The organism is Nonomuraea terrae (assembly GCF_004348995.1).
Classification (GTDB): domain Bacteria; phylum Actinomycetota; class Actinomycetes; order Streptosporangiales; family Streptosporangiaceae; genus Nonomuraea; species Nonomuraea terrae.
Map to the genome: position 1 here is coordinate 61477 of NZ_SMKQ01000011.1, position 26729 is coordinate 88205.

At 72.2% G+C, this 26729-nt stretch carries 26 protein-coding genes; 11 read left to right on the forward strand and 15 right to left on the reverse strand.

The window, feature by feature from the left end:
* From E1286_RS06700 to E1286_RS06735, 8 genes are read right to left on the reverse strand one after another with little or no spacing between them, the layout of a single operon-like run.
* Positions 1-1428: an aldehyde dehydrogenase family protein gene (locus tag E1286_RS06700; protein WP_187368129.1), complete on the reverse strand. Its 1428-nt coding sequence runs from the start codon at positions 1426-1428 to the stop codon at positions 1-3.
* 14 nt (positions 1429-1442) lie between these two features.
* Entirely contained in the window at positions 1443-2363 is a 921-nt protein-coding gene (gene deoC / locus E1286_RS06705; protein ID WP_246074521.1) for a deoxyribose-phosphate aldolase, read from the reverse strand.
* Positions 2356-3363 carry an ABC transporter permease gene (locus tag E1286_RS06710; RefSeq protein WP_132609786.1) on the reverse strand — a complete coding sequence of 336 codons (1008 nt, stop codon included), beginning with the start codon at positions 3361-3363 and terminating at the stop codon, positions 2356-2358. Before E1286_RS06710 ends, deoC begins: the two co-directional genes overlap by 8 nt.
* Entirely contained in the window at positions 3360-4850 is a 1491-nt protein-coding gene (locus E1286_RS06715) for a sugar ABC transporter ATP-binding protein (RefSeq protein WP_132609788.1), read from the reverse strand. The genes E1286_RS06710 and E1286_RS06715 overlap by 4 nt, the downstream gene beginning before the upstream one ends.
* Positions 4847-5788, reverse strand: a complete 942-nt coding sequence (locus E1286_RS06720) for a sugar-binding transcriptional regulator (RefSeq protein ID WP_132609790.1) — start codon at positions 5786-5788, stop codon at positions 4847-4849. Before E1286_RS06720 ends, E1286_RS06715 begins: the two co-directional genes overlap by 4 nt.
* A complete protein-coding gene (locus E1286_RS06725; RefSeq protein WP_165969608.1) occupies positions 5785-7290 on the reverse strand; it encodes an FGGY-family carbohydrate kinase in 1506 nt (501 codons plus the stop codon). The genes E1286_RS06720 and E1286_RS06725 overlap by 4 nt, the downstream gene beginning before the upstream one ends.
* Before the next feature lie 2 nt (positions 7291-7292).
* The gene (locus E1286_RS06730) at positions 7293-8345 is read right to left on the reverse strand and encodes a galactitol-1-phosphate 5-dehydrogenase (protein WP_223189626.1); all 1053 of its coding nucleotides are present in this window, start codon (positions 8343-8345) and stop codon (positions 7293-7295) included.
* A 22-nt stretch (positions 8346-8367) separates the two neighbouring features.
* Positions 8368-9351, reverse strand: a complete 984-nt coding sequence (locus E1286_RS06735; RefSeq protein ID WP_132609794.1) for a substrate-binding domain-containing protein — start codon at positions 9349-9351, stop codon at positions 8368-8370.
* A gap of 700 nt (positions 9352-10051) precedes the next feature.
* Here E1286_RS06735 and E1286_RS06740 point away from each other — a divergent pair.
* The 7 genes from E1286_RS06740 to E1286_RS06770 all read left to right on the forward strand — a co-directional run bounded on the left by E1286_RS06740 (position 10052) and on the right by E1286_RS06770 (position 17992).
* A complete protein-coding gene (locus E1286_RS06740) occupies positions 10052-11107 on the forward strand; it encodes a LacI family DNA-binding transcriptional regulator (protein ID WP_165969609.1) in 1056 nt (351 codons plus the stop codon).
* A 227-nt stretch (positions 11108-11334) separates the two neighbouring features.
* Positions 11335-12270 carry a carbohydrate ABC transporter permease gene (locus E1286_RS06745; protein ID WP_132609798.1) on the forward strand — a complete coding sequence of 312 codons (936 nt, stop codon included), beginning with the start codon at positions 11335-11337 and terminating at the stop codon, positions 12268-12270.
* Complete coding sequence (locus tag E1286_RS06750; protein WP_132609800.1) at positions 12267-13175, forward strand: carbohydrate ABC transporter permease; 909 nt, start codon at positions 12267-12269, stop codon at positions 13173-13175. The genes E1286_RS06745 and E1286_RS06750 overlap by 4 nt, the downstream gene beginning before the upstream one ends.
* Positions 13172-13804, forward strand: coding sequence for a hypothetical protein (locus tag E1286_RS06755; protein ID WP_132609802.1), 633 nt, complete (start codon positions 13172-13174; stop codon positions 13802-13804). The genes E1286_RS06750 and E1286_RS06755 overlap by 4 nt, the downstream gene beginning before the upstream one ends.
* Positions 13801-15162, forward strand: a complete 1362-nt coding sequence (locus tag E1286_RS06760) for an ABC transporter substrate-binding protein (protein WP_132609804.1) — start codon at positions 13801-13803, stop codon at positions 15160-15162. The genes E1286_RS06755 and E1286_RS06760 overlap by 4 nt, the downstream gene beginning before the upstream one ends.
* Positions 15159-16502 carry a sulfatase-like hydrolase/transferase gene (locus E1286_RS06765; protein WP_165969610.1) on the forward strand — a complete coding sequence of 448 codons (1344 nt, stop codon included), beginning with the start codon at positions 15159-15161 and terminating at the stop codon, positions 16500-16502. The genes E1286_RS06760 and E1286_RS06765 overlap by 4 nt, the downstream gene beginning before the upstream one ends.
* 14 nt (positions 16503-16516) lie before the next feature.
* The gene (locus E1286_RS06770; RefSeq protein WP_223189628.1) at positions 16517-17992 is read left to right on the forward strand and encodes a sulfatase family protein; all 1476 of its coding nucleotides are present in this window, start codon (positions 16517-16519) and stop codon (positions 17990-17992) included.
* Between the two features lie 37 nt (positions 17993-18029).
* Here E1286_RS06770 and E1286_RS06775 read toward each other — a convergent pair whose 3' ends face one another.
* The 7 genes from E1286_RS06775 to E1286_RS06805 all read right to left on the reverse strand — a co-directional run bounded on the left by E1286_RS06775 (position 18030) and on the right by E1286_RS06805 (position 23655).
* Positions 18030-18359 (reverse strand): DUF3140 domain-containing protein, encoded by a 330-nt coding sequence (locus E1286_RS06775; protein ID WP_132609808.1) that lies wholly within the window; start codon positions 18357-18359, stop codon positions 18030-18032.
* Positions 18356-18589: a hypervirulence associated TUDOR domain-containing protein gene (locus tag E1286_RS06780; protein ID WP_132609810.1), complete on the reverse strand. Its 234-nt coding sequence runs from the start codon at positions 18587-18589 to the stop codon at positions 18356-18358. The genes E1286_RS06775 and E1286_RS06780 overlap by 4 nt, the downstream gene beginning before the upstream one ends.
* A 65-nt stretch (positions 18590-18654) precedes the next feature.
* Entirely contained in the window at positions 18655-19260 is a 606-nt protein-coding gene (locus tag E1286_RS06785) for a response regulator transcription factor (protein WP_132609812.1), read from the reverse strand.
* Positions 19257-20411 (reverse strand): sensor histidine kinase, encoded by a 1155-nt coding sequence (locus tag E1286_RS06790; RefSeq protein WP_132609814.1) that lies wholly within the window; start codon positions 20409-20411, stop codon positions 19257-19259. Before E1286_RS06790 ends, E1286_RS06785 begins: the two co-directional genes overlap by 4 nt.
* A gap of 17 nt (positions 20412-20428) precedes the next feature.
* Positions 20429-21226 carry an ABC transporter permease gene (locus tag E1286_RS06795; protein WP_165969611.1) on the reverse strand — a complete coding sequence of 266 codons (798 nt, stop codon included), beginning with the start codon at positions 21224-21226 and terminating at the stop codon, positions 20429-20431.
* Entirely contained in the window at positions 21223-22143 is a 921-nt protein-coding gene (locus tag E1286_RS06800) for an ABC transporter ATP-binding protein (protein WP_246074523.1), read from the reverse strand. The genes E1286_RS06795 and E1286_RS06800 overlap by 4 nt, the downstream gene beginning before the upstream one ends.
* Positions 22144-22260: 117 nt before the next feature.
* Positions 22261-23655 (reverse strand): sensor histidine kinase, encoded by a 1395-nt coding sequence (locus E1286_RS06805; protein ID WP_132609820.1) that lies wholly within the window; start codon positions 23653-23655, stop codon positions 22261-22263.
* A gap of 525 nt (positions 23656-24180) precedes the next feature.
* On the opposite strand from E1286_RS06805, the gene E1286_RS06810 reads away from it, so the two are divergent.
* The 4 genes from E1286_RS06810 to E1286_RS06820 form a co-directional block, all read left to right on the forward strand.
* Positions 24181-24471 carry a phosphotransferase gene (locus E1286_RS06810; RefSeq protein ID WP_281282624.1) on the forward strand — a complete coding sequence of 97 codons (291 nt, stop codon included), beginning with the start codon at positions 24181-24183 and terminating at the stop codon, positions 24469-24471.
* 172 nt (positions 24472-24643) lie between these two features.
* Complete coding sequence (locus E1286_RS47615) at positions 24644-24802, forward strand: hypothetical protein (protein WP_165969612.1); 159 nt, start codon at positions 24644-24646, stop codon at positions 24800-24802.
* A 135-nt stretch (positions 24803-24937) separates the two neighbouring features.
* A complete protein-coding gene (locus tag E1286_RS06815) occupies positions 24938-26281 on the forward strand; it encodes a molybdopterin-dependent oxidoreductase (RefSeq protein ID WP_132609824.1) in 1344 nt (447 codons plus the stop codon).
* A partial coding sequence (locus tag E1286_RS06820) for a hypothetical protein (RefSeq protein WP_187368127.1) occupies positions 26278-26729 on the forward strand: 452 nt, incomplete at its 3' end. The genes E1286_RS06815 and E1286_RS06820, both read left to right, overlap by 4 nt.

Consider the following 26729-nt stretch of genomic DNA (forward strand, 5'->3'; position numbering starts at 1 on the left):
TCACCCATTGAGGTATGCCTCCAGACCGAGCAACCCGCCCTCGCGGCCGTAACCGGACTCCTTGTAGCCGCCGAAAGGGCTGGCCGGGTCGAACACGTTGAAGGTGTTGGACCACACCACGCCGGCGCGCAGCCGGCTCGCGGTCCACAACATCAGGGAGCCCTTCTCCGTCCACACCCCGGCCGAGAGCCCGTACGGCGTGTTGTTCGCCTTGGCGACGGCCTCCTCCGGGGTGCGGAAGGTGAGGACCGACAGCACCGGCCCGAAGATCTCCTCGCGGGCGATCCGGTGCGCCTGCGTGACGCCGGTGAACACGGTGGGCGGGAACCAGTAGCCGCGCTCCGGGAGGGGGCACGGCGGCGACCAGCCCGTGGCCCCCTCCGCCTCGCCGGCGGCGGCCAGCTCGCGGATCCTGGCCAGCTGCGCGGCGGAGTTGATCGCGCCGATGTCGGTGTTCTTGTCCAGCGGATCTCCCAGGCGCAGCCGCTCGATCCTGGCGCGCAGCCGCGCCAGCAGCTCCTCGGCGATCGACTCCTGCACCAGCAGCCGCGAGCCCGCGCAGCACACGTGGCCCTGGTTGAAGAAGATCCCGGACACGATCCCCTCGACCGCCTGGTCGATCGCCGCGTCCTCGTAGACGATGTTGGCGCCCTTGCCGCCCAGCTCCAGCGTCAGCCGCTGGCCCGTGCCCGCCACGGCGCGGGCGATCTGCTTGCCCACCTCGGTCGAGCCGGTGAAGGCGACCTTGTCGGCGTCCGGGTGGGCGACCACGGCGCGGCCGGTGTCGCCGGCGCCGGTGACGATGTTCACCACACCGGGCGGCAGGTCCGCCTCCTGGCAGATCTCGGCGAACGCCAGCGCCGTCAGCGGCGTGGTCTCCGCCGGCTTGAGCACCACGGTGTTGCCGGTGGCCAGCGCGGGCGCGACCTTCCAGGCCAGCATCATCAGCGGGAAGTTCCACGGGATGACCTGCGCGGCCACGCCCAGCGGCCGGGCCGGACCGAGCCCCGCGTGCGCCAGCTTGTCGGCCCAGCCGGCGTGGTAGAAGAAGTGGGCCGCGACCAGCGGCAGGTCGACGTCCCTGGTCTCCTTGATCGGCTTGCCGTTGTCCAGCGACTCCAGCACGGCGAGCTCGCGGGCGCGTTCCTGGATGATCCGCGCGATCCGGAACAGGTACTTGCCGCGCTCGGCGCCGGGCAGGGGCGACCACACCCGCTCGAACGCCCGCCGCGCGGCGGCGAACGCCCGCTCCACGTCGGCCTCGCCGGCGGCGGCCACCTCGGCCAGCGGCTCCTCGTCGGCCGGGTTGACCGTGACGATGCGCTCGTCGCTCTTGGCCTCGACGAACTCGCCGTCGATGAACAGGTCGTACGACGGCCGGATGGACACGATGGACCGTGACTCCGGCGCGGGGGCGTACTCGAAGATCTCCACGCCTCTCCCTAGTCGATGGTGTAGTAGTCGGGGCCGCCGTAGTGGCCGGTGCCGAGCTTGGTGCGCTGCATGAGCAGGTCGTTCAGCAGCGTCGAGGCGCCGAGTCGGAACCACGCCGAGTCCAGCCAGTCGTCCCCGGCGATCTCCTTGACCAGCACCAGGTAGCGGATCGCGTCCTTGGCGGTGCGGATGCCGCCGGCCGCTTTCACCCCCGCCTGCCGTCCGGTGGCGGCCCGGTAGTCCCTGACGGCCTCCAGCATGACCAGGGTGACCGGCAGGGTCGCGGCGGGCGTGACCTTGCCGGTGGAGGTCTTGATGAAGTCGGCCCCGGCGTGCAGCGCCAGCCAGGACGCCCGGCGAACGTTGTCGTAGGTGACCAGTTCGCCGGTCTCCAGGATCACCTTCAGGTGGGCGTCGCCGCAGGCGGCCTTCACTGCGGTGATCTCGTCGAAGACCTTGCCGTAGTCGCCCGCCAGGAACGCCCCCCGGTCGATGACCATGTCGATCTCGGTGGCGCCGGCGGCCACCGCCGCCCGGGTGTCGGCCAGCTTGACCTCCAGCGGCGTACGCCCGGCCGGGAAGCCCGTGGCGACCGAGGCGAGGCCGACCCCGCTGCCCGCCAGGGCCTGCGCGGCCACTCCGATCATGTCGGGGTACACGCACAGCGCGGCGACCGGGGGAGCGGTGGGGTCGGCCGGGTCGGGCCGCCTGGCCTTGGCGGCCAGCGCGCGCACCTTGCCCGGGGTGTCCGCCCCTTCCAGGGTGGTCAGGTCGACCATCCGGATGGCCAGGTCGAGCGCCGCCCGCTTGGCCGTGGTCTTGATGGACCGGGTGGCCAGGTCGGCGGCCCGCCGGCGGACGCCGACCTCGTCGACGCCGGGCAGGCCGTGCAGGTAGCTCCGCAACGAGCCGGGGATGGTGTCAGGCACGAGCGCCACGCCTCTCGATGAGCATGTTGAGGACGAGGGCGACCAGCAGGATGAGTCCGGTCACCACCATCTGGAAGAAGGAGCCGAGGCCGAGCAGGTTGCACAGGTTCCGCAGCACCGACAGCAGCAGCACCGCCACGAACGTGCCGAACACGCCGCCCCGGCCGCCGAACAGGTTGGTGCCGCCGAGCACCACGGCCGCGATCGCGTCCAGCTCCAGCCCGTTGAACGCGGTGGGCTGGCCCACGGTCAGGCGGGACGTCAGCAGCACCCCGGCCAGCGCCGCCAGCGCGCCGGACACCGCGAACACGGTGGTGATCACGCCGCGCACGGGCAGCCCGGACAGCCGAGCCGCCTCCTTGTTGCTGCCGACCGCGTAGACGTACTCGCCGAACGTGGTGCCGCGCAGCACCACGGCGGCCAGCACGGTGATCACCACGAAGATGATCCCGACGATCGGGACGTAGCCGATGAAGCCGCCGCCCAGCAGCTGGAACGCCTCCGAGCCGCTCGCCTCCGCCGGCTTGCCGTCGGTCAGCAGGTACGTGAGCCCGCGCACGGCGGTCAGCCCCGCCAGCGTGGTCATGAACGACGGCAGCGACAGGTAGGCCGACAGGCCGCCCATGAACGCGCCGAACACCGCGCCGGCCGCGACGCTGACCAGGATCGCCGGCACGACCGGCACGCCGGCCGCCATGAGCAGCGCGATGGTCATGCCGCCGAACGCGGCCACGCTGCCCACCGACAGGTCGATGCCCGCCGTGAGCACCACCATGGTCATGCCGATGGCGACGATGCCCGTCAGCGACGACTGCTGCAGCAGGTTGGCGATGTTGCGGCCGGTCAGGAACTGCGGCGCCAGCAGCGACGCGACCACGCACAGGGCGAGGAAGACCAGCAGCAGGTTCGACTTGACGATCAGGTCGGCGCCGCGGCGCGAGCGGGCGCCGCCTTCCTTCCCGGCGGTCGCGGTCACCGTGGATCCGATGGATGCGGTCATGGTGTGGCTCCTGTGATGACGGTGTGCGCGATGACGCTCTCCGGGCTGACCCGGGGGTCGAAGCACGCGACGTTGCGGCCCTCGTACAGGACCTGGATCCGGTCGGCGTTGGCGGTCAACTCGTTGAGCTCGCTGCTGGCGAGCAGGACGGCCACGCCCTGGTCGGCGAGGTGGCGCACCTGCCGGTACAGGTCGGCCTTGGCGCCGACGTCGAGGCCGCGCGTGGGCTCGTCCAGCAGCAGGACCCTGATCCCGCCGCGGGTGATCCACTTGGCCAGCACGACCTTCTGCTGGTTGCCGCCGGACAGCTGGCCCACGGGCTGGCCAGGCCCGGCCGCCTTGACGCCCAGGCTCGCGAGCGCGGGCTCGGTGACGCGTCGCCCCAGCCGGCCCGGCAGCAGCCACGGCGGCCGGCCGAGCGCGCTGATCGCGGCGTTGCGGCTCACGGAGAGCCCGAGCATCAGGCCCTGCTCCTTGCGGCTCTCCGGCACCAGCGCCAGGCCCGCGCGCACGGCGGAGGCCGGGCCGGCGACCTTGAGCGGGTGGCCGTCCAGCCTGGCCGCCACGTGCGCCCTGAGGTCGCCGAACAGCGCGCGCAGCAGGGTGGTGCGTCCCGCGCCGCCCAGCCCGGCGAGCCCGACCACCTCGCCCGGCCGCACGTCGAGGCCGCGTACGTCGATCAGCCCCGGCACGTGCACCCGCTCGACGCTGAGCAGCGGCTCGCCCTCGGGCACGGGACGGCCGGTCGCGCCCACGAGTTCCCTGGCCTCGCCGATCATCGCTGCCACGATCTCGTCACGGCCGGTCGAGGCCAGGTCGTAGACCCCCGCCGTACGGCCGTCGCGCAGCACCGTGGCGCGGTCGCCGATCTCCATCACCTCCTCCATCCGGTGCGAGATGAAGATCACCGAACGGCCCTCCGCGGTGAGCGACCGGATGACGGCGAAGACGCCGCGCAGCTCGCTCTCGCTGAGCGTGGCGGACGGCTCGTCCATGACGATGACGCGCGCGTCGGCGGTCAGCGCCTTGGCGATGGCGGTGAGCTGCTGGGCCGCGATCGGCAGGTCTCGGACGCGCGTGGTCACCGGGAAGGTCGCGCCGACCCGGTCCAGCGCCTCGCGGGCCAGCCGCGCCCGCCGCCCCCGCCGCACGAACGGGCCCAGCCGCGGCGCCCTGCCCAGCAGCAGGTTCTGCGCCACGGTGAGGTCGGGCAGCAGGTCCAGCTCCTGATAGATCACGGCGATGCCGGCCGCCAGCCCCGCGTGCGGGGTGGCGGGACTGAAGGGCCGCCCGTCCAGCAGGATCGTCCCCTCGTCCGGCCGGTACGAGCCCGCCAGGATCTTCATGAGCGTGCTCTTGCCCGCCCCGTTCTCGCCCAGCAGGCAGTGCACCTCGCCGGGGCGCACGCTCAGCTCCACGCCGTCCAGGGCGACGGTGCCGGGGAAACGTTTGACGATCCCGGTCATGCGCAGCCGTTCGGCGGTCATGACTCCTCCAGCAGGTGAGTGGCGTTCTGGTCGTCGACGATCAGCACGTCGCACAGGCCGCTCGTCACGACGGCCCGGCACACCGCCCGCTTCGCCCCGCCGCTGACCAGCGCGACCGAGGTGGTGGCCGAGCGCAGGACGTCGAGGGAGAGGCCGAGCGTGCGCCGGTCCAGCTCGGGGTCGGCGATCCGGCCCCGCGCGTCGATGAAGCGGCCCAGCACGTCGCCCACCGCGCCCGCGCGTCCGAGCCTGGCCAGGTCGGCCGCGTCGATCTGGCCGGAGTCCACCAGCACCGAGTCGCTGCCCATGCCGCCGGGGCTGAACAGGAACAGGTCCGCCCGGGTGGCCAGTGTCAGCACGTCGGAGACGGACCGGTCGCTCTCCAGCGCCTTCCTGGTGCTCTCCTGCTCCAGGATCGCCGGCGCCGGCAGCAGCGTCGCCGTGCCGCCGCCGCGGTGGGCGATCAGGCTCGCCATGCTGCGCGCGCTGGTCGGCTGCCGTGACCTGCTCAGCGCGCCGTTGATCTGCACCACGTTGACGCCCGTGGCCCACCCGGGGGTGAGCCCGCCGGCCAGCCGATCGAGCGTGCGTCCCCAGGAGACCCCGATCAGCCGGGGCACGGGCCGCAGCTCCATCAGGTGGTCGGCGCCCGCCGCGGCCACCCGGTCGCGCACCTGCTCGTCGTCGCCGCTGCCGCCGTTCGCGACGACGATGGCGTCCCGCAGCCCGAAGCGCTCCTTGAGCGAGCGCTCCAGGGCATGCACCCGGGAGCGCGGATGGAGCACCTCGATCCGGACGATGCCGACCTCGCGCGCCTCGGCCAGCATCCGGCCCACCTTCCAGCGGGTCAGGTGCAGCGCGTGGGCGATCTGCTCCTGCGTCTCGCCGCCGTCGTAGTACCGGACGGCCACCTGGTAGAGCTGGTCCTCGTCGGTCATGAGCGGGACCTCTCGCTCAGCCGGTGGGAGATCTCCGTCGTGGCGGCGCTGGCCGCGCGGTAGTCGGCGTAACCGCCGCGGTACGCCTCCACGTGCGCGGCGACCGGCTCCACCGTGCGGACGCGGGGAGCGTACTGCGCCGCCGCCTCCGTCAGGGAGGCGTGCCGCCCTGAGGCGACCGAGGCCAGCACCGAGCAGGCGCGCAGCGTGAGGTTGTCGCCGGCGACGAGGTGGACCGGCCGGCCGAGTACGTCGGCGGTCGTCCGCAGCCACAACTCGTTGTGCCGGATGCCGCCCGACAGGAAGACCTCGTCCACGGGGACGCCGCCGTCGGCGAAGGAGTCGAGGACCTGGCGGGTGCCGTACGCGACGCCCTCCACGGCCGCCCGGTAGACCTGCTCGGGAGAGCTGGCCAGGGTCAGCCCGAGCACCGCGCCCCGCAGGTGCGGGTCCCGCAGCGGCGTGCGGTTTCCCATGAAGTAGTCCAGGACGATCAGGCCGTGGTCGACCGGCGGCAGCGCCGCCGCGGCCTCGATGAGCCCGCCGAGATCGGCCCGGGGCCGTCCGATGAGCCGCTCGCCCGCCCAGGCCAGCACGGAGCCCGCGCTCACCTGGCCGCCCTCCACGAGCCAGCGGCCCTCGTGCAGCGCGTCCGGGTACGGCCCCCAGACGGTGGGCGGGAAGACCGGTTCGTCGATCTCCGTCACGAACGCGTTCGACGTGCCGCAGACGATCGACACCCGCCCCGCGGGCGCGCCGCCCACGGCCAGCAGCGACAGGTGCGCGTCGATCCCGCCGGACGCGACGACGGCCGGGCCGGTGACGCCGAGCTCGTCGCGGGCCGCGGCGCTGAGCGGGCCGACCGGGTCGCCGACGGGTACGACGTCGTCCGGCAGCTTGCCGCCCAGGTCACCGATGCCGAGCGAGTCGTACAGGTCGTGCGGGAAGCCCGCCCCGCGCGGGTCGTAGTTGCTCTTGCACACCGCGTTCATCCGCGAGCCGGCCCAGCGGCCGGTGAGCCGCCAGACCAGGTAGTCGACCGCCTCGGTGATGCGCGCGGCGGCCCGGTAGGTCTCGGGCTCGTGACGGGCCAGCCACATGGCCTTGGGCACCAGCCACTCCACCGCGTCGCTGCCGCCGGAGTAGCGCAGGACCGGGTGCCCGGTCCGCGCGGTCAGTGCCGACTCCTCACCCGCCCGGCAGTCCATCCACAGCAGCGCCGGCCGCAGCGGACGCCCGTGCCGGTCGAGGACGGCCACCGTCGAGGCCGTGGTCGCCACCGCGACCCCGGCGATGGGCGGGTTGCCCGCCTGGGCGAGCGCCTTGCGCACCGCGTGCACGCTCGCCCGCCACCAGTCGTCCGGGTCCTGCTCGGCCCAGCCGGGCCGCGGAAAACTCGTCGGGTACGCGTCGTCGCCCGCCCCCATCGGCGAACCGGCCACGCTGTAGACCGCCGCCCGCGCGCCTTCGGTTCCCAGGTCGAGGGCGAGGAAAGCAGTCACCGTCACTCCTCGTTCGGCAGGAAGAGGACCTTGGAGCTGAAGATCGACCGCTCGCCGAGGCTGACCATGGTCTCGGGCAGCGCGTCCAGCCCCAGCTCGTGCGTGATCATGAACTTCCACGCCAGGTCGTCCGAGGCCAGCGCCCTGGCGGCCACCCGCCACTCCTCCCCGGGGAACGGCGCCGAGAAGGAGTTCCACGCGCCGTGCAGGGTGACCTCGCGGCGCAGGAACGAGCCGAAGGTCGACTTGGGCAACACCACCGGCTCGTGCGGGATGCCGATGAACACCGCCTCGCCGTGCCTGGCCACCAGGCTCACCGCCTGATCGATCGTGGCGGGCACGCCCGCGGACTCGATCACCACGTCGTAGCCGTCACCCGCCGGCTCGGCGGCCTCCTGCACGCTGGTCGCGGTGTGCGTGGCGCCGGCCTCGGTCGCCATGGCGGCCTTCTGGTCGTTCAGCTCGATCACGAGCACCTCGGACGCCCCGGCCATCCTGGCCCACTGCACGGCGAACAGCCCGATCGGACCGGCGCCGACCACCGCCACCCGGCGGCCGCCGCGCATGTTCGTGCGCCACAGGGCGTGCAGCGCGATCGCCGCCGGGTCCAGCATGGCGGCCGCCCGCGGGTCGAGGCCGGCGGGCAGCACCATGAGGTTGTCCGCCGGCACGGTGACGTACTGCGCGTACGCCCCGTCCCTGCGGCTGCCGAAGTAGCCGTAGTTCTTGCACAGGCTGAAGTGGCCCTGGCTGCAGGGGGCGCATTCGTGGCAGGGGATGAGCGGCGGCACGGTGACCAGGTCGCCCTCGCGTACCTGGCCGGCGGCGGCCAGGCGGTCGCCGAGGCGTACGACGTGCCCCGAGAACTCGTGGCCGCAGATGATCGGGAAGTGGTAGGCCCCCGCGTGCAGCATGCGCGGGATGTCCGACCCGCACACCCCGCAGGCCGCCACCCTGACGAGCGCCTCGCCGGGGCCCGGCTCGGGCACGGGCACCTGTTCCACCCTGATGTCGCCGGGGGCGTGCAGCACCGCGGCCTTCATGGTTTCCGGCATCCTTGTCTCCTTGTGCCTGTGACTACTGGGCCGCCTGGGCGAACTCGCCGGGCCCGATGTACTCGCCGGCGTTGTCCGTGTCGATCAGCGCGGTGCCCGCGTCGATGGAGGGCTCGACCTTCTCGCCCTTCTGGACCTTGAGCACCGTCTCCACGGCCTTCGTGCCGAGCGAGATGGGGTCGTTGAGCGCGGTGGCCACGTACTGGCCGGACGGGATCTGCTTGACCGCCTCCATGAGCCCGTCGACGCCGGCGACCAGGACCTTGCCCTTGCCGTTCTCCTTGAGGACCTGGAGCGCGCCGAGCGCCATGTCGTCGTTGTGCGCGTAGACGGCGGCCACGTCGGGGTGGACCTGGAGCAGGTCCTGCATCGCGGTGACCGCCTTGGAGCGCACGTAGTCGGAGTACGGCCCCTCGACGATCTGGATCTTGGCGTTGGCCGCCACGGCCTCGTGGAAGCCCGCGCTGCGGTCACGCGCCACGGCGCCGCCGGCGTCGCCGCGGATCTCGATGACCTTGCCGCCCCGGGCGCCGAGCTGCTCGCTGAGCCGCTTGCCGACGAGCGCGCCCATCGCCTTGTTGTCGCGCCCGACGTGCGCGACCGCGCCCTCGGGCACCGGCCGGTCCACGGTCACGACCGGGACGCCTGCGGCCTTGGCCGCGGCGATGCCCGGCTGCACGCCCTGGGGGTCCACCGGGTTGATGAGCAGGACGTCGACCTGCCGGGTGATGAGGTCCTGGATGTCGTTGTTCTGCTTGGTGACGTCGCCGCCCGCGTCGGCGAAGTACAGCTCGGCGCCGGCCTGCTTGGCGGCGGCCTCGGCTCCTTCGCGGAGCTGGACGTAGAAGGGGGACTGCTGGGTCGCCTGGCTGAATCCGATGGCGACGGGGCCGTCGTCCTGCCCGCCGGCGCCCTCGGTGGTTCCGCCGGGGGTGGTGGACACCGAGCAGGCGGACATGAGGCTGACCAGGAGGAGGGGGATGGTTAGTGACCGGAATGCACGCATATGGGCCTCCGTATGTGACTTTGGTAACGCACCGTAAGTCGGGTTTTAACCTGGATGCAACACTTGAGCCGGAATTTGCTCATATGAGCAGAGTCGGGAGATTGATCGTCCGGGGCCGGAGGTTTCTCAGGAGTTTCCGCAGGTGAAGCCCGCTACGTGCCTTCTCCGGCCGTGAGCGCGCGGGCCGAGTTCACCGGCACGTGGTCACCCTGGAAAGCGCCCCACCCCGGCGCGGCGGCCGGCGCGTGCCCGGGCGGGTTCGTCCGCTGGGACCGGTGTGCTAAGGGAGGGCGACAGGCTCCCGGCATGCACCCCGGCCCGCTCGGAGCCGAGCCGGTCGAGCAGGTGGCCGATGGGGGTTGTGCAGGCGAGAGGGATGGGCCCAGCGCGGCCCTGCGTTCGAGGCCGGCGGGGCATGTCCGACGGCGAATCCGTGCCGCACGCGTCGGGCGCCGACGGGTGACACGCGGCATCGGTGCCGTCCATCAGAGCGGTGATGTCGCCGATCCGGGCCCGCTCGCGATCGCGTCGTGCAGTCCTGTCAGCCCGAGGGGCCGGCAGCTGGGCGGGCAGCGGTCGGCGGACTGCCGCATCGGGGTTCGGCCGCGCCCTCGCGCGAACCTCGGCCTTCGGTCCTGGCGTCAGCGGCTATCCTGAGGCCTCCCGATCACGCGATGATCATCGGCGGGGGAGGACAGGCATGCAGGGTGGCCGGCCTGGAGTGCGCCGGGTGCGCATGATCGACGTGGCCAACTCGCTCGGCCTGTCCCGGGCCACCGTCTCGCTGGTGATGCGGAACAGTCCTCTGGTGTCGGAGGCCACCAGGAACGCCGTGCTGGCCGAGGCCGAGCGGCTGGGATACATCTACAACCAGGCCGCCGCCAACCTGCGGACCCAGCGCAACGACCTGGTCGGGTTGGTGATGCCCGACGTGATGAACCCGTTCGTCGCCGAGGTGTCGCTGGGCGTGCAGGAGGTGCTCGGCGAGGTCGGCTTCTTCGTCATGATCGCCAACACCGTCGACCGGGTCGGCCTGCAACGGCAGATCCTGGGTTCGCTGGTCGGGCACCGGGCGGCCGGCGTGGTGACCATCCCCGCCCTGACCGCGACCGCGGACGACTTCGCCGGCCTGCGCCAGAGCGGCCTGCCGACGGTGCTGCTGCTGCGCCGCATCGACGGCGTCGACCTGCCGTTCGTCGGCACCGACGAGGCGGCCATCGGCCGGCTCGGAGCCGAGCACCTGACCGCCGTGCACGGCTGCCGCCGGGTGGCCTACTTCGGCGGCGACCCGCTGGCCTCGCCGCGGGTCGGCCGCATGGAGAGCTTCCGGCGGGCGGTCACCGAGGCCGGCGCCGGGTGGGACGCGGCGTGGTCGCAGCCCCTCGACGCGACCGCGGACGCCGCCTACCGCCGCGCCGCCGAGCTGCTGGAAGCCGGGCCGCCGCCCGACGGGGTGCTGTGCCACAGCGACAACGTGGCCTACGGCCTGGCCAAGGCGCTGCGGCTCGGCACGCCCGAGGCCGCGCCCTGCGCGGTGCTCGGCATCGACGACCTCCACCAGTCGGCGATGTGGAACCCGTCGATCAGCAGCATCGCCACCGACCCGGTCGAGCTGGGCCGGGTGTGCGGCCGGGTGCTGCTGGCCGAGATGGGCATGCCTGCCGAGGGCAGCCGTGTCCCGCCGGCCCCGGAAATGCACGCGCGCGCCTCCTGCGGCTGTCACCGAGCGACCCGGCCTGCCGGCCGAGCCGGCTGAGCGACCTGCCGATACGGCGTGCCGGTCGGCCGAGTCCCGCCCCGAGTTCCACGTGGCTGTCACTGAGCGACCTGCGGATGTGTGAATCGTATTTCAGGGTTGACCTGTAGGTTTATATGGTTTAGGTTGACCTTCGGTTTAGATCGATCTAAGTTAGCCCGAACCGAAAGGCCGCCGCCGCATCGGCGCGAGGCCAGCCCGGCGCGCTCGACCAAGGAAGGGCACGGATGTCCCCAGTTGTCCGTTCGCCACGGCAGTCAACGCCGCATCGCGCGCAGTGGCACCGGCGCGAGGACGGCGTCGGCCGCCTGATGTTGCTGCCGGCCCTGCTGCCGTATCTCGCCTTCGCGCTGCTGCCGATCGGCTGGCTGTTCTGGTTCAGCTTCCAGCGCTGGAACGGGTTCTCGGCGCCGCGGTTCACCGGCCTGGCCAACTACGAGCGCATGCTCGGGGACGAACAATGGTGGCTGGCGGTGCTGAACACGGTGAAGTTCGGCTTCGGCCGGCTGGTCATCGAGATCCCGCTGGCGCTGGTGCTGGCCTACGTGTTCTTCCGCGGCGTCCGCGCCGGAACGGTCTACCGCACGATCCTGTTCCTGCCGCACGTCCTGTCGCCCGCGATCGTCGGCATCATCTTCGTCTTCCTGCTGCGCGAGACCGGCGGGCCGGTCAACCAGCTGCTCACCGGATCGGGCCTGCTGGAGACGCCGATCCGGTTCCTGGGCGAGGCCGGCGCCGCGCTCGGCAGCCTGATCGGGGTCGGCGTCTGGGCCCACCTCGGGATCAACCTGCTGCTCTTCTTCGCCGGCATGATGACGATCCCGAACGCCCTGCTGGAGAGCGCGGCGCTGGAGGGCGCCGGCCACTGGGCGACGCTGCGGCACATCGTGCTGCCGATGCTGGCCCCCGTGACGCGCGTGGTGATCCTGATCTCGCTCATCGGCACGCTGCGCAGCTTCGACCTGGTCAAGACGCTCACCGACGGCGGCCCCGCCGGGAGCACCGAGGTGATGTTCACCTACCTCTACCGGTTCTTCTTCGAGCCGGAATCGGTGCCGCAGATCGGGTACGCCGCCGCGCTCGGCGTCACCGCCAGCGTGATCGTCGGCATCATCTCCGTCGCCTATCTGCGGATCAACCGGAGCGGGAGGACCGCGGCATGAGCACACCCGTCATCACCGAAACCGCAGGCCGGACGGCCGCCCCGCCCGTCGCGGCCCCGCGCAGGCGGCGGGTCCGCCCGCTCACCGTGCTGGTGCACGCGATCCTGGTCGTGGCGGCGCTGATCATGCTCTCACCGCTGGTCTTCGGCCTGTTCGCGTCGGTCTCGCCGCTGGACCAGATCCTCAGCAGGGACGGCGGGATCCTGCCGCGCGTGTGGGAGTGGGGCACCTACCTGCACGCCTGGACCACGGCGAACTTCTCCCGCTACTTCGTCAACAGCCTGATCGTCACCGCCCTGGTCGTGCTGCTGGACACGCTCGTGTCCAGCATGACCGGCTACGTGCTGGCCCGGCGCCGCCTGCGCGGCCAGCGCCTGGTCGAGGGCCTGTACGTCGGCACCCTGTTCGTCGGCCTGACCACGGCGACGCTCTACCCGCAGTACGTGATCGCCGAGGCGCTGGGCCTGGACAACCTGCTCGGCATCGCGCTGGTCCAGCTGGCCGGGATCATGCTGGTGCACATCTTCCTGATCAAGGCGTTCGTGCAGGGCCTCGGCACCGAGATGGAGGACGCCGCCCGGGTCGACGGCTGCGGGCTGTTCGGCACCTACTGGCGGATCGCCTTCCCGATGATGCGGCCGATCCTCGCCACCACGGTGATCCTCGGCTTCCAGGCCTCCTGGAACAACTACCAGGTGCCCCTGGTGTTCTCACTCGCCGAGCCCGACCTGCGCACCCTGGTCGTGGGCGTGAGCGCGCTGCAGTACGACGCCGCCGAGGGGATGACGCCGTACAACACGGTGCTGGCCGGCGCGAACATGGCGCTGGTGCCGATCGTGGTGATCTTCATCGTGCTGCAGCGGCACTTCGTCCGCGGCTGGACGGACGGGTCGGTGAAGGGATGACCCCGTTCGCGCCGGACGGCGCCCTGCTGCGCGGCTGGTCCCGCTGGTGGTTCTGGGCCTGGACGAGCTGCTGCTGGCTGCTGCTGAGCCTGCCCGTGCTCACCGCGCCGGCGGCCGGCCTGTGGCTGATCGCCCAGCAGCGCCGGTACGCCCGCGGCGAGGCCGCCCTCGGCCCGGGTGAGACGCTGCGGTTCCTGGGCCGCCGGCTGCTGCCGTCCCTGCCGCTGGCCGGCTGTCATCTCGGCATCGCCGCCCTGGTGCTCGTCGGCCTGCTCGGGCCCTCACCCGGCGGGGCCTACGGCGGGCTGGTGCTGACGACCAGCGTGGTGGCCGGCGTGACCTGGCTGCTGGTCGCCCCCTGGTCAGTGGTGATCTTCGAGCGTACCGGCCGTACCGCCGAGGCGCTGCGGACGGCCTACCTGCTGGCGCTGTCGCGGATCGAGCTGGCGCTGACCGCGAGCGTCGCCGTGATCGCCGCCGCCGCGGCCGGGCCCTTCCTGGCGACCGGGGTGCCGTACCTCGGATTGCCGGCGGCGATCGCGCTGCCGGCGGCGACGGCCAGTTTCGTGATCGTGCTCTGCGACCGAGCCGCCGCGGTTCGCGTCCTGTTGAGAAAGGCCCCCCGATGACTGATTCCTCCTTGACCCGCCGCGGGTTCCTCGGCACGCTCGCCGCCGGCGCCGCGGCGTCCCTCGTCGGCTGCGGCGGCTCCTCGTCCGGCTCCGCCGGTTCGGGCGGGCTGACCACGATCGTGGTCTGGGACCGGGCCGGCGCGCACGCCAAGGCCCGCCAGGAGTTCTTCCGCACCTGGAACGCGCAGCAGGGCAAGTCCCTCGGCATCGAGGTGAAGTACGAGCCGCAGGCGACGGACAAGTACGAGGAGATCGTCCGGCTCGGCTTCCAGACCAAGCGGGCGCCCGACCTGTTCCACAGCCCCTCGGCGCAGCTGGGCGCGTTCGTCGCGGCCGGGTGGGTGCAGCCGCTGCCCGACCTGGTCGGCAAGGCGGTGCTCGACAAGGCGGCGCCGTACCACCAGAAGAACAGCGAGCTGGTCTGGGGCGGCGTGCCGTACGCGGTGCCGACCACCGCGTTCACCAACCGGATGCTGATCAACGTCGAGCTGTTCGAGAAGGCCGGGCTGGATCCGGACGCGCCGCCGGCGACCTTCTCGGAGGTACGCCAGGCCGCGGCCGCGATCACCAAGATCGGCAAGGGTGAGGCGTTCGGCATGCTCATCCCGATCAAGGCGACCGGGTTCCGGCAGTGGAGCGTGGACATCCCGCTGATGGCGGGCGACGCGGCGCTGGCCCAGTTCGGGCTGTTCAACGCCGCCGCGCAGACGTACGAGTCGGCGAAGTACGCGCCGGTCATCGAGCTCTACCGGGCCATGATCGTCGACAAGACCGCGTATCCGGGCGCCGCGACCCTGACCGGCGACGTCGCGATCAACGCCTTCGGCAAGGGCGAGGCCGGGATGTACCTCACCAGCAGCGCGATCGTGTCGTCGCTGGCCGACCTCGGCAGCACCGTCAAGGCGGTCGCGGCGCCGCTGCCGGTGCCGGACGGGCAGCAGCTGGCGCGCTCGCCGATGAACGCCGGCTACCCGTACGCGATCTCCTCGACCAGCCAGAACCCGGAGCAGGCCGCGAAGGTGTTCGAGGTGATGGTCGGCGACGGAGTCCAGGAGGCCCTGGCCGCGAAGGCGGCGCCGCCGCTGAACGGCGCCGTCTGGGAGTCGGCCGCGATCAAGGACAACGCGCTCCTCCAGCAGTTCCGGCCGGGAGAGCTCGACCGGCAGTGGCCGAAGACGCCCGGCGGCCTGCTGCAGGTGGAGGGCGAGAGCGTCGACCAGACCGTGGAGAAGCTGCTGCTCGACCCGTCGGCCGCGCTCGGACCGGCGCTCGCCGCGATGCAGCAGCGCATGCAGGCCGCCTACGACGCCGCGGTCAAGAACGGCGAGGTCGACCCGCGGGAGTTCCAGGCGTGACGCCCCCGAACGTCGTCGTGCTGCTGGCCGACCAGTGGCGGGGGCAGGACCAGGGCTGGATCGGCGGCCCTTCCCGGGTCCGCACCCCCAACCTGGACCGGCTGGCGGCCGGCGGCGCCGCGATCGCCGGGGGACGCGCGAGCTCGCCGGTCTGCGGGCCCAGCCGGGCGAGCCTGCTCACCGGCCGCCTGCCGCACGAGCACGGCGTGGTCGCCAACGACCTGCCGCTGTCGCCGCGGCTGGAGACCCTGGCCACGGCGCTGTCCGGCGCCGGGTACCGGACCGGCTGGATCGGCAAGTGGCACCTGGCAGGGCTGCCCCGCGACAAGTGGGTGCCGCCCGCCGCCCGCCCCGGAATCGACCACTACGCCGGAGTCGACTGCTCCCACGAGCACGTCGACGGCCACTACTACACCGGCCCCGAGAGCAGGATCGGCTTCACCGGCTACGAGCCGGAGGTGCAGACCGATCTGGCCGTCGAGTTCCTCGCCGAGCAGGACGGCCCGTTCTTCCTCACCGTCTCCTACAACCCGCCGCACGACCCGTACGACTCGGTGCCGGCGCCGCTGCGGGCCGGGTACCCGATCGAGCGGATGACGGTGCCGCCGAACACCCCCGACACCCCCGAGCAGCGCGAGCTGCAGCGGCTCTACTGGAGCGCGATCACGGCGGTGGACGCGCAGATCGGCCGGGTCGCAGCGGAGCTGGAGCGGCTCGGGCTGCGCCGGAACACGATCATCGTGGTCACCTCCGACCACGGCGACCTGCTCGGCGCCCACGGCCTGCGCGCCAAGCAGAGCCCGTACGCGGAGGCCGTCCGGGTGCCGATGGTGATCAACGGGCCCGGCGTTCCCGCCTGCCGGCCCGCCGGGCTGCTCGGCCTGGTGGACCTCGCCCCGACCCTGCTCGGCCTGCTCGGGCTGCCGCCGATCGGGACGTACGGCCGCGACCTCAGCGATCGGCTGCGCGCCGGCGGGCCGCTGCGCGGTGAGCTGCTGACCGGCAACTGGGTCAGCTTCGACAACGGCTACGACCAGGGCATCGGCGAGTGGCGCGGCCTGGGCGCCGAAGACCTGACCTACGCGCGCACCGCCGACGGCCGGCCGTGGCTGCTGTTCGACGACCGCGCCGACCCCTGGCAGCTGGACAACCTGGTCGCCGACCCGGCGGCGGCCGGGCGGGTCGCCGAGGCCGACGCCCGGCTGGCCGCGCTGCTGGCGGAGTCCGGGGACGCCTTCTGGCCGGCCGACCGGCTGCTCACCGAGCTCGGCCTGGTCGGCGACTGGAACGCCCGCGAGTCCGCCTTGCGCGGCGACCGGGCCCGTCTGATCGTTTCATGAGGAGATATCCGTACATGTCAACCCGCCCGAACGTGCTGTTCGTGATGACCGACCAGCAGAGGTTCGACACCATCGCGACGCTCGGCAACACCGGCATCGCGACGCCCAACCTCGACCGGCTGGCCGCCCGCGGGACCGTCTTCGACAACGCGTACTCCACCACCCCGGTCTGCGTCCCGGCCCGCTACACCCTGCGCACCGGATGCGAGCCGACCAGGACCGGCGTGTACGACAACACCGTCCCGGACGGGGGACACGCCGCCATCCGCGAGCGCTGCGGCCCGTACCTGGCCGAGGCGATGGGCCGGCGCGGCTACCGCACCTGGGGAGTCGGCAAGTTCCACACCTCGCCCTGGGACGCGCCGGTCGGCTACGAGGTGCAGCGGCACAGCGAGGAGTTCTACACCACCGCCGAGCAGCGCGCCGGCGACGCGTACGCGCGGTGGATCGCGACCGAGCACCCCGAGTACGACTGGATCGAGGCGCTCATGGGGGAGCGGACCGACATGTACTACATGCCGCAGCTCAGCCCGCTGCCGGCGGACTGCACGGTCGAGTCCTGGGCCACCCGGGAGGCGCTCGGGCTGATGGCCGCCGACGACGGCCGGCCCTGGTTCGGGCTCGTCTCCTACATCGGCCCGCATCCGCCGTTCGCGCCGCCGCTGCCGTACAACCGGATGTACGACCCCGACCGGATGCCCGACCCGGTGTGCGGTGATCGCGCCGTCGACCACCTCGACCAGCACATCCCGTGGATGAACCACCTGGTCTACGCCGAGGACGTCGACCCGCACCGGGCCAGGACGCTGAAGGCCCGCTACTACGGCGAGATCAGCTACATCGACGCCTGCATCGGCGACCTGCTGGACGCGGTGGAGCGAAGACCCGACGCGGACGACACCGTGATCTGTTTCTACGCCGACCACGGCGACCTGCTCGGCGACCATCACGGCTGGCAGAAGGAGAGCTTCTTCGAGGCGTCCGCCCGGGTCCCGTTCCTGGTCTCCTGGCCGGGGCGGATCGCGGCCGGCGACCGCCGATCCGAGCTGGTCTGCCTGACCGACCTGTTCGGCCTGGCCACCTCGGTCGCGGGGGAGCCGGAGCTGCGCCAGGGCAGCGACCTGCTCGGACTGCTGACCGGTACGGCGCCGCCCCGGCAGACGTTGTACGGCTACCACGGCCGGCCCGGCACCCGGCGGTTCAAGGCGATGGTGCGGCAGGGCGACCTGAAGCTGATCTGGCTGGCCAACGGCGGGCACCGGTTGCTGTTCGATCTCGCGGCCGACCCTCACGAGGTCAAGCCGATGCAGGCCGGGCGGCCGCAGGACGCCGACCGGCTGACCGCGCTGCTGGCCGATCACCTGCGCGCCGAAGGCGTGGCCGACGCCTTCGACGGCGACACGCTGCGCACCTTCCCGTACGAGGAATGGCCGCTGACCCGCATCCACCAGTTCGACGAGTCCCGCGGCGTGACCGGCTTCGGCCGCTGACCACACCGGCACACCGGCGTCGGGCTAGGTCCGGCGCTCACTTGAGCGGGTCGTGGCCCCAGTTCATCAGCGAGTAGCGCCACCGGCTCTCCCGCACGTCCCCGGAAGGGCGCTGTGCCAGATGCCGGTGGACGTAGCCGACGACCTTGGCCATGTGCGCGTAGTCCTGGTCGGTCCAGGACGACTTCCGCTTCCTGAGCAGTTCGACGATCCTGCGGCCGGAGGCGTGCCCGACCGACTCGCCGCCGTCGTCCTTCTGCCCGACCGACTTCGACTCCTCCGTCGCCAGCCAACGCTCCAGCTCCGCGGCGGTCATGTTCACCGCCTGGCCGAACTCGGCTGCGACGTCCTTGTCGCCGCCGGTCATTCGGCGTCCTTGTCCTTGCGCAGGGCTGACGGCTTGTGTACGGCCTTCTTCCCGCTCTTGTCACTTCGAACGACGTACTGAGGGTCGTCGGGGGAGGCCGCGACGGTGCGGCCGGCCTCCTCCGCCCTCTTGGAGATCTTCTTCTCCACCTTGCCGTGGGCCGTGGACCCGTGGCTCTTCCAGGAGACCTCGTCGCCGACGGACGGATCGTTGTCACGCTTGCCGCTCATGTGACATCGGCTACCCCAGCCCGCCCGGCTACGCGACCGTTTGGGAAGATCCTTCTTTGCGCCGGTCAGAGCCAGCCCATGTCCTTGGCGTGGCGCACGGCGGCGTGACGGTTGTCGGCCGCGAGTTTGGTGACCGCCGCGGACAGGTAGTTGCGGACCGTGCCCTCCGACAGCCCGAGCGCGCGGGCGATCCTGGAGACGGGGGCGCCGCCGGCCGCGGCCCGCAGCGTGTCGAGCTCTCTGGGGGTGAGAGGGCATTCCCGCAGGGCCAGCGCGTCGGCGGCCAGCTCGGGGTCGATGTAGCGGCGGCCCTCGTGAACCTGGCGGATGATCTTGGCAAGGGCGGTCGCCGGGTGCTCCTTGCCGACGAACCCGCGCACGCCCGCCTCCATCGCCCGGCGCAGGTAGCCGGGCCTGCCGTGGCCGGTGACGATGACGATCCGGCAGGCGGGCGCGACCGTGGCCAGGCGCTCGGCGGCCTCCAGACCGTCCATCACCGGCATGTCGATGTCCAGCACGGCCACGTCCGGGCGCAGCTCGGCGGCCAGCCGCACCGCCTCGTCACCGCGCCCGGCCTCGCCCACGACCTCGATCCCCGGCTCGGTGCCCAGCAGCGCCACGAACGCCCCGCGTACGAGATGGTGGTCCTCCGCGAGCAGCAGCCTGATCATGCCGGCACCGCCTCGCGGAGCCCGGCGCCCGGTTCGAGGGCGAGCGGCAGGCCGGCCGTGAGACGGAACAGGCCGTCGCCCGCCGAGGTCTCCAGCGTGCCGCCCGCGGCGCCCACCCGCTCCGCCAGGCCCGTCAGGCCGTTGCCGGGGACGACCCGCGAACCGCCCGGCGTGCCGTCGTTCACGATCTCCAGCACCACGTTCCCCTCCTCGATGTGGACGGTGAGCTCGCACCAGGTGGCGGTGCTGTGCCGCAGCACGTTCGTGACGGCCTCGCGCGCCACCCAGCCCAGCGGACCGTGCACGTGCGCGGGCAGGTCACCGGGCGGCTCCGGCCGTTCGCACCGGATCCCGGCCGCCCCCAGCACGGCCGCCACCCCCTCCAGCTCCGTCGTCAGCGACGTGGCCCGATACCCGCGCACCACCTCGCGCACGTCGTGCACCGCAGAGCGGGCGATCCGCTGGATCTCGGCCAGCTCCGCCCCGGCGCCCGCCGGGTCGGACGTGGCCAGCCGCTCGCCCAGCTCCGCCCGGAGCGCGATCGCGTGCAGCGTGTGGCCGAGCGTGTCGTGCAGGTCGCGGGCGAACCGCAACCGCTCCTCGTCCACCGCGCGCCGCGCCAGCTCCGCCCGCGCCTCGCGCAGGTCGTCGATCAGGTGGCAGAGCCAGGCCACGCCGTACGTCATCGGCGCGATGAACGGCAGCAGCAACAGCGCGTAGAGCAGCACCACCGGCAATGGCAGGCCGATCGCCAGCAGCACCGGCGGCGCCAGGGCGATCGACACGGCCGTGGCCGCCCATGCCGCCGCGGGCCGGGCGAACACGACCGGCGCCACCGAGATGGCCGCCATCGGCAGCGGCGCCCAGTCGGGGCCGGCGAACAGCGGCACGCCGTACGCGATGAGCACCACCACCGCCGTGTCCAGCCGGTGCCGCCAGGTCAGCCGGCGCAGGAAGGACGCCCAGAGCACCCGCGCGTAGCACGTGGTGAGCAGCAGCCCGAACGGGGTCGCGATGATCAAGCTCCACGGCGTGCCCGTCCGCGCCGAGATCCGGACCACCGGCAGCGCGAGCGCCGTCACCATCGAACCGGCCAGAAGGGCCACCGCCAGTCCGGCGATGACCCTCGTGCTGACGACAGGAGTGCTCATTTGATGCGATCTTATGATCATGCCCTGCGGGGGTCCCACCGGAAGTACTTCCGGGTGGACCAGAAGCCCACGCCGATCCACAGCAGCGCGATCCCGATGCCCGGCGCCGACACCTGGAAGGACTCCAGGAAGCCGATCGCCGGCGCGCCCTCCTGGGCGACGTCACGGCCGAGGAACGCGACGCGGAGCATGGTCACGATCGGCGTCAGCGGCAGCGCCTCGGCCACCCGCTGCCCCCAGTCGGGCAGCACCGACAGCGGGAAGAGCATCCCCGTCCCGAGCAGGCTGAGGAACAGCACCGGCAGCGCCACCAGCTGCGCCACCTCGTAGTTGGGGATGAGCCCGGCCGTGCCGATGGCCAGCGCGGCGAACACCGCGGCGCCCAGCACGAAAGCCACCAGCATGAGCGGGACGTTCGCCGGCGCCGGCACGCCCACCGCCGCGATCGCGTACACCAGGATGATCGCCGCCTGCACCGCCCCGACCAGGGTGGCGTGCACGACGTCGCCGGCGAAGATCGCGCTGGTCGGCAGCGCGGTGCCGCGCAGCCGCTTGTAGACGCGCTCCTCCCGCCGCACCACCACGCCGGTCGCGATCGTCATGTACGAGAACGGGAACACCACCGCCATGGCCCCGACCGCGGCGAACACCCCCGCCGGAACCCCCGCCACGGCGCCGCCCGCGGCCGGGCCGCTGCTGTAGACGAACGCCAGGAACAGCGGCAGCACCAGCACACTGAACGCCAGGCCGCGCTGCCGCAGCAGCACCGTCTGGTTGAGCCGGGCCTGGGCCCAGGTCATCGAGAGCCAGCTCACGCCGCCACCCTTTCCGTCTCCGCGACCTCGAGGAACAGCTCCTCCAGCGACGGCCTGCGCACCTCGAGGCCGTCGAGTTCCCATCCGTGCGTGTCGGCCCAGGCCAGCAGCTCCCGCAGGTCCTGCTGCGGCTGGTGGGTCTCGACGGTGAACGCCGTGCCGTCGTGCCTGATCGAGCGCCGCCCCCTGCCCGGCGGGTACGGCAGGTCGCTCGGGCTCACGCCCGGCAGGCGGAACGTGATCCGCGTGCCCCGCTCCCCGAGGACGCCCGCCACGGTGCCCTCGGTGACGATCCGGCCGGAGTGCATGATGGCCAGCCGGTGCGCCAGCTGCTCGGCCTCGTCCAGGTAGTGGGTGGTGAGCAGCACGGTGGCGCCGTCGTCGACCATGGCCCGCACCAGGTCCCACACGTTCCGCCGGGCCTCCGGGTCCAGACCGGTGGTGGGCTCGTCCAGGAAGAGCACCTCCGGCCTGCCCAGCACGGCCAGGGCCAGGTCGAGCCGCCGCTTCTCGCCGCCGGACAGCTGCGAGACGCGCACCTCGCGACGGCCGAGCAGCCCGACCCGCTCCAGGACCTCGGCCGTGCCCTGGGCCCGAGGCGTCCAGCGGCGCCAGGCCGACACGGTCTCGTCCACGGTCAGGTCCTTGTAGAAGCCCGCCTCCTGGAGCACGATCCCCATCCGGTGACGGACGTCGGCGCGCTCCTTGATCGGGTCGTGGCCGAGCACCCGCACCCGGCCACTCGTCGGGGCGGCGTAGCCCTCCAGCACGTCGAGGGTGGTCGTCTTGCCGGCGCCGTTGGTGCCGAGCAGCGCGTACAGCTCTCCGCGGCCCACCTCGAAGCCGATCCCCCTGACCGCCTCGAAGCCGCCGTACTTCTGGTGCAGGTCCTGCACCTCGATCGCCGTCGTGTTCACATGCAGAACTCTGCCGGTACGCGCGCTCGCCCGGCAGTGTGTGATCTCAGCAGTCCGCCGTGATTTTCACCGGTTCAGCCGATGACATTTGTCATATCGGGGGAGATGTCGCTCTGATCAGCCGACGGTCGTGGGGTCGGAGGCGTGCCCCGCGTGACGCGGGAGGCGGAGGACGAAGCGGGCGCCCCGGTCACTGTCCTCGATCCGCAGACTGCCTCCGCCCGTCTCGGCGATCTGCCGGGCGATCGCCAGCCCCAGCCCGCTGCCTCCAGTGTCCTTGGTACGCGCGGCGTCCAGCCGGGCGAACCGCTGGAACACCAGCTCGCGCTTGTCCGGGGCGATGCCCGGCCCGTCGTCGATCACCTCCAGCACCGCGACGCCGTGCGGGAACCGATCATCGTCCTTGTGCTGGACGTTGACCGTGATGGTGCTCTCCGCGTGCCGGTCGGCGTTGTCGAGCAGATTCGTGAGCAGACGGCCCAGCCGCGGCCGGTCGCCCAGCACGACCACGCCCGGTTCGAGCCGGCAGGTCAGTCTCTTGGTCGTCTGGTGGTGCAACCGGCACTCCTGGGCCGCCAGCTCGCCCAGGTCGATCGGGGCCGGCACGGCCGGCGCGCCCGCGTCCAGCCTGGCCACGGTCAGCAGGTCGGTAACGATCGACCCCAGCCGTCGCAGGCTGCCCATGAGGGTGTCGCACAACGTGGTCACACTCGTCTCGTCGGGCGCCAGCAGGGCGTCCTCCACCTCCGCGCGCATCGCGGCGATCGGGCTTCGCAGGTCGTGGGACGCGTCCGAGGCGAACTGGCGCTGCTGCGTCATCGCCGCGTCGAGACGGGCCAGGGTGTGGTTGATGCTGTCGGCCAGGTCGTGGATCTCGTCACGGCGGGCCGGCGCCGGAACCCGGCGTGACGGGCACGAGGCGTTGATCTCGTCCAGTTCCCTGCGGATGGCGCACACCGGCCGCAGCGACGTGGTGACGATCCGGTTGCCGAGATAGGTGATGGCCACCGCCAGCAGGGCCGCCGATCCGCCGACCAGGGCCGCCAGCCAGGGCTCGACCCACAGGGGCACCACCGGGGAGGCGGCGTAGACGGTCCAGTGCCCCTCCGGCCGGTGCGCCGACTGGGCGATCACGATGTCGCAGTTGCCCTCTCCGAAGACGCCGCCGCACACCACTTCCTGCCTGGTGTTCTGGCCGTCCGCGGTGAACGTCGCCATCGGAGGACTGCCGCGCAGCGTCGGGGTGGACTCGACGACACGCCCCTGGGTGTCGACGACCTGAATGTTGCGGCCCGGCTGCTGCGCGAGCGGCCCATCCGCTCTGCCCCGGTCCTCCACCGTCATCGCCACACGCCCACCGGCCGAGCGGATCTCGGAGGTGAGCACACCGGTGGCGTAGCGCTGGACGGCGATCATCACGACGAGCGCCAGCAGCGTGCACAGCAGAGCCGATACCGCGGCGGTGAACAGCGTGACGCGCCCGATGATGGAGATGTTGTGGCTGACGCTCATCCTCCGACCCCCTCAGCCGCTCTGCGGGGAAGATGTCTGCTCTCTATACGGGGGAGGAAACGAAAACGATATGTGACGCCAATCACGTCAATACTGACGTATGCGCAGGTCAAGCGGCAAGCCGGCCTGGCCCCTACGCAGACACTGGCGAATCTACATCGTAAAGGCGACGGCACCGTGCAGACGTCTGGGAAGCCCCCGGCGGGAACGCCAGGGAGCGCACGCCGCCCGATCAGGGCTGTCTGGGCTTGACGCCGCGACGCAGGGCGCGATCCTCGGCAGCCAGGTCGTCCTGCGGGCCCTCCTGGAGACGGGCTCGCTGGAACCCGTCCGCGACAGGTGCGCCCCTGGCCGGAGCGCCAGCGCCTGGTCCGCAGATCGGAGCACGACAAGCTGGAGAAGCGGTACGCCACGGACGGGCCCGCCCTCGCTTGACCCGCGTTCCCGGTCCGCCGGACCCGCCACCTGCTCGATCAAGTCGAGGAGATCGGCCACGCGTTCCCCGACACCCTTGAGGGTGACGATCTGGTCCACACCGGCTTCCACCCGGAGAACGTGTTGGTGGACGGGACAGGAACCGTCACCGGCGTGATCGACTGGGACGGCGCCACCCGCGGCAACGCCGACTTCGACCTCTTCACACTCCGCTTCGACCTTGCCCTTCGAGCTCCTGAGTTGCATGTCGACGTCCCCGACACCGTGGCTCTGGTCTGCTGGGCGCACATGAGCCTGCGCATGGTGGATTGGGCGATCCGCCACTTCACCGCCTCCGACGTCACTGTCTGGTTGGACCTGGCCCAGAGGCTCAGACCGTGACGCAGTCCCCCTGCCGTGTTCGGCTGGTACGGCTGTCGAGTGGTCGTGGCGCACTTTCCCGACCGGCGACCAGGCCTTGCCGCTCGGCCGACCCGGGAGGCCGTCCGGCCGGCACACCCATCACGTAGAGTGCCGACTGCATTTCTTTCCGTCATCACCAGAGGAGTTGTCCGTGAAAGCTCGCCTTACCGTCGTCCTCGCCACCGCCGCGGTGCTCACCGCCGCGCTCGCTGCTCCCGCCGCCGCATCCGTCGGCCTCCTTGACGGAGGGCTCGGCGACCTGGTCGGTCGACTGCTCTCGTCCGTCATTCCCGCCGGCATTCTCGGCTGATCAACCAGCCCGGGCCGGGACCGAGCACCGGCAGCACGCCCGCGTCACTGATCCGCACCCGCCGCCCTGGTCATGCGTAGAAGGCGGTGTATCCGGTAAGGACACCGGCATCCGACATCGACTTCGGGGGGATCAATGCCGGATACGCCGGAGGGACATGCCGACGGGGGCAGCGCGGCCGCGGCGAGAAGACGCCTGACCGCGTGGGTGCGGGACGGGCCGCCCGGGCCGTTCCGGCCGAGGTTCTGGCGGAGCCCGCTGCGGGGCCCCTGGCTCACGTCGGTGCTCGGTCTGGTCCTGCTGGCGGGGCTGGTGATCGTGGCGGTCACCGGGCTGCTGTCGTACGCCGCGTACAACCCCTGGCTGCCGGAGAACGACATGACCCCGGGCAAGGGGCTGTTGGGGTTCTATCTGTTCGACTGGCCGACGCAGCCGGTCTGGTTGTACCGGGTCACGCAGGGGGCCCATGTCGTCGTCGGGCTGACGCTGGTGCCGGTGCTGCTGGCCAAGCTCTGGTCGGTGATCCCCAAGCTGTTCGTGTGGCCGCCCGCGCGTTCGATCGCCGAGGGGATCGAACGGGCCAGCCTGGTGCTCCTGGTCGGCGGGGCCGGGTTCCAGTTCGCGACCGGGATCCTCAACATCCAGCTCTTCTACGTCTTCCCGTTCTCCTTCTACCCGGCGCACCTGTACGGCGCGTGGATCTTCCTCGCCGCGCTGGCCGTACACGTCGCCGTACGGCTGCCGCGGGCGGTCCGCGAGCTGCGGTCCCGGGATCTGCGCCGCGAGCTGCGCACGGGCGTGGACGGCACGCGGCCCGAGCCGCGCGACCCCTACGGTCTGGTGGCGGCCGATCCGGCGCCGCCCACCATGTCGCGGCGCGGGTTGCTGGCGTTCGTCGGCGGGGGTTCGGCGATGATGTTCGGCCTGTCCGTGGGGCAGACGCTGGACGGGCCCCTGCGCCGTACGGCCCTGCTGGCGCCGCACGGACGCGAGTACGGGACGGGCCCCAACGACTTCCAGGTCAACAAAACGGCGGCCAGCCTCGGCGTCACCGCGGCCGACACCGGCGCGCAGTGGCGGCTGGCGGTCGTGGGCGCCGCCGGGCTGCGGCTGTCGCGCGCGGACCTGCTGAGGATGCCCCTGCACACGTACGCGCTGCCGATCGCCTGCGTGGAGGGGTGGTCGACCGAGCAGGTCTGGACGGGTGTGCGCCTGGCGGACCTCGCCCGCCTGGCGGGAGTCACGCCCGGCTCGGCGATGGTCACCGTCAGGTCCCTGCAGCGGGTGGGCTACTTCGGTCAGGCGTCCCTGAGCGCCGGGCAGGTGGCCGACCCGCGTGCGCTGCTGGCGCTCCGGGTCAACGGCGCCGACCTGTCGCTCGACCACGGATTCCCCGCCCGGATCATCGTGCCGAACGCCCCCGGCGTCCACAACACCAAATGGGTGCGCGAACTGGACTTCCGCCCGGAGCGAGCGTGAACGGGCGCGCGAGCCGGTGGCGACGCGTCTACGGCGCCGGCCCGTGGCACCTTCTCCTCCTGGCGGCCTGCTTCGGGTTCGCGGCGTACGTCGCCACCCGGGTGGTCGCCGCCGGCATCTGGACGGGCTTCCTCGTCTGGTTCGTGGGCGCGGTCATCCTGCACGACCTGGTGCTGTTCCCGCTGTACTCGATGGCCGACACCGCGGCCCGCGCCGTGTCCTGGCGTGTCCCGCGCCGGCCCGCCGCGACCAACCATCTGCGTGTGCCGGCCGGGCTGGCCGGTCTGCTGCTGCTGGTGTGGTTCCCGCTCGTCCTGCGCGCTTCCGAGCGGGATTATCGGGGCGCCGTCGGCCTGAGCACCTCTCCCTACCTCGCCCGATGGCTGGCGGTCACCGTGGCGCTGTTCGCCGTCTCAGGGCTCCTGTACGCGGTGCGGCGGTGGGGGAG

Excerpts from the sequence above, each read along its gene's own strand:
- E1286_RS06710 (WP_132609786.1), bottom strand. The coding sequence starts at position 3,363 with ATGACCGCATCCATCGGATCCACGGTGACCGCGACCGCCGGGAAGGAA.
- E1286_RS06715 (WP_132609788.1), bottom strand. The coding sequence starts at position 4,850 with ATGACCGCCGAACGGCTGCGCATGACCGGGATCGTCAAACGTTTCCCC.
- E1286_RS06720 (WP_132609790.1), bottom strand. The coding sequence starts at position 5,788 with ATGACCGACGAGGACCAGCTCTACCAGGTGGCCGTCCGGTACTACGAC.
- E1286_RS06730 (WP_223189626.1), bottom strand. The coding sequence starts at position 8,345 with ATGCCGGAAACCATGAAGGCCGCGGTGCTGCACGCCCCCGGCGACATC.
- E1286_RS06735 (WP_132609794.1), bottom strand. The coding sequence starts at position 9,351 with ATGCGTGCATTCCGGTCACTAACCATCCCCCTCCTCCTGGTCAGCCTC.
- E1286_RS06740 (WP_165969609.1), top strand. The coding sequence starts at position 10,052 with ATGCAGGGTGGCCGGCCTGGAGTGCGCCGGGTGCGCATGATCGACGTG.
- E1286_RS06745 (WP_132609798.1), top strand. The coding sequence starts at position 11,335 with ATGTCCCCAGTTGTCCGTTCGCCACGGCAGTCAACGCCGCATCGCGCG.
- E1286_RS06750 (WP_132609800.1), top strand. The coding sequence starts at position 12,267 with ATGAGCACACCCGTCATCACCGAAACCGCAGGCCGGACGGCCGCCCCG.
- E1286_RS06755 (WP_132609802.1), top strand. The coding sequence starts at position 13,172 with ATGACCCCGTTCGCGCCGGACGGCGCCCTGCTGCGCGGCTGGTCCCGC.
- E1286_RS06760 (WP_132609804.1), top strand. The coding sequence starts at position 13,801 with ATGACTGATTCCTCCTTGACCCGCCGCGGGTTCCTCGGCACGCTCGCC.
- E1286_RS06770 (WP_223189628.1), top strand. The coding sequence starts at position 16,517 with ATGTCAACCCGCCCGAACGTGCTGTTCGTGATGACCGACCAGCAGAGG.
- E1286_RS06775 (WP_132609808.1), bottom strand. The coding sequence starts at position 18,359 with ATGACCGGCGGCGACAAGGACGTCGCAGCCGAGTTCGGCCAGGCGGTG.
- E1286_RS06780 (WP_132609810.1), bottom strand. The coding sequence starts at position 18,589 with ATGAGCGGCAAGCGTGACAACGATCCGTCCGTCGGCGACGAGGTCTCC.
- E1286_RS06785 (WP_132609812.1), bottom strand. The coding sequence starts at position 19,260 with ATGATCAGGCTGCTGCTCGCGGAGGACCACCATCTCGTACGCGGGGCG.
- E1286_RS06790 (WP_132609814.1), bottom strand. The coding sequence starts at position 20,411 with ATGAGCACTCCTGTCGTCAGCACGAGGGTCATCGCCGGACTGGCGGTG.
- E1286_RS06805 (WP_132609820.1), bottom strand. The coding sequence starts at position 23,655 with ATGAGCGTCAGCCACAACATCTCCATCATCGGGCGCGTCACGCTGTTC.
- E1286_RS06815 (WP_132609824.1), top strand. The coding sequence starts at position 24,938 with ATGCCGGATACGCCGGAGGGACATGCCGACGGGGGCAGCGCGGCCGCG.